We start from the raw sequence: 599 nt of genomic DNA on the forward strand, positions 1-599 counted from the left end.
GGGGTCTTATGGAGGATACTTAGCCTTGCTCATAGCAAAAATAGCTCCTTGGTATGTGGATGGCGTGATTGATAATTCGGGTTCGGCTGTTCCACCGCTTAATTATATTATTGGTAGAGAGTTGGAATTTAAAAGCAAAGATACTAATGGGGATATGTATATGCAGGGCGATCATTTTTTTGTGAGTTGTTTTTTAAAAACCCACTGGACGCGTAAAGAAAATTCACCTTATTTTTTTAATAATGAAAATTATTTTATTAGAACATTGTTAAATAAGGATCATTTGATTTTGCAAAGTCAAAAAAATAAAAATATTATTTATGTGAGTTATCATAGCGATAAAGATCCTCTAACGCCTGCCAATTTTAAACAACAAACCATGCAAATATTAAAAATTTTAGGTTACGATGTAAGCTTAAATTTGATAGATGAAAATAAAATTGATGGAAAATTTATTAAAAATTTAGATCATGGTTGTGGTATACCTGATAAAGCCTTATTTAGAAAAGAACTTCCTTTAATGCTTGAAAAATTACAAAAAAGAAAATCTTTAATGCAAGAAAATTCCATCTCTTATCCTTGTGGAAATAAAGTGTTTA

General features: G+C 29.5%; 1 protein-coding gene. It reads left to right on the plus strand.

Annotation, left to right across the window (positions count from 1 at the left end; all coding sequences use genetic code 11):
* A partial coding sequence (locus AJ889_RS09735) for a DUF2920 family protein (RefSeq protein ID WP_261660987.1) occupies positions 1-599 on the plus strand: 599 nt, incomplete at both ends.

Origin of the sequence: Campylobacter sp. BCW_6468 (assembly GCF_001762865.1) — a bacterium.
GTDB classification, from domain to species: domain Bacteria; phylum Campylobacterota; class Campylobacteria; order Campylobacterales; family Campylobacteraceae; genus Campylobacter_D; species Campylobacter_D jejuni.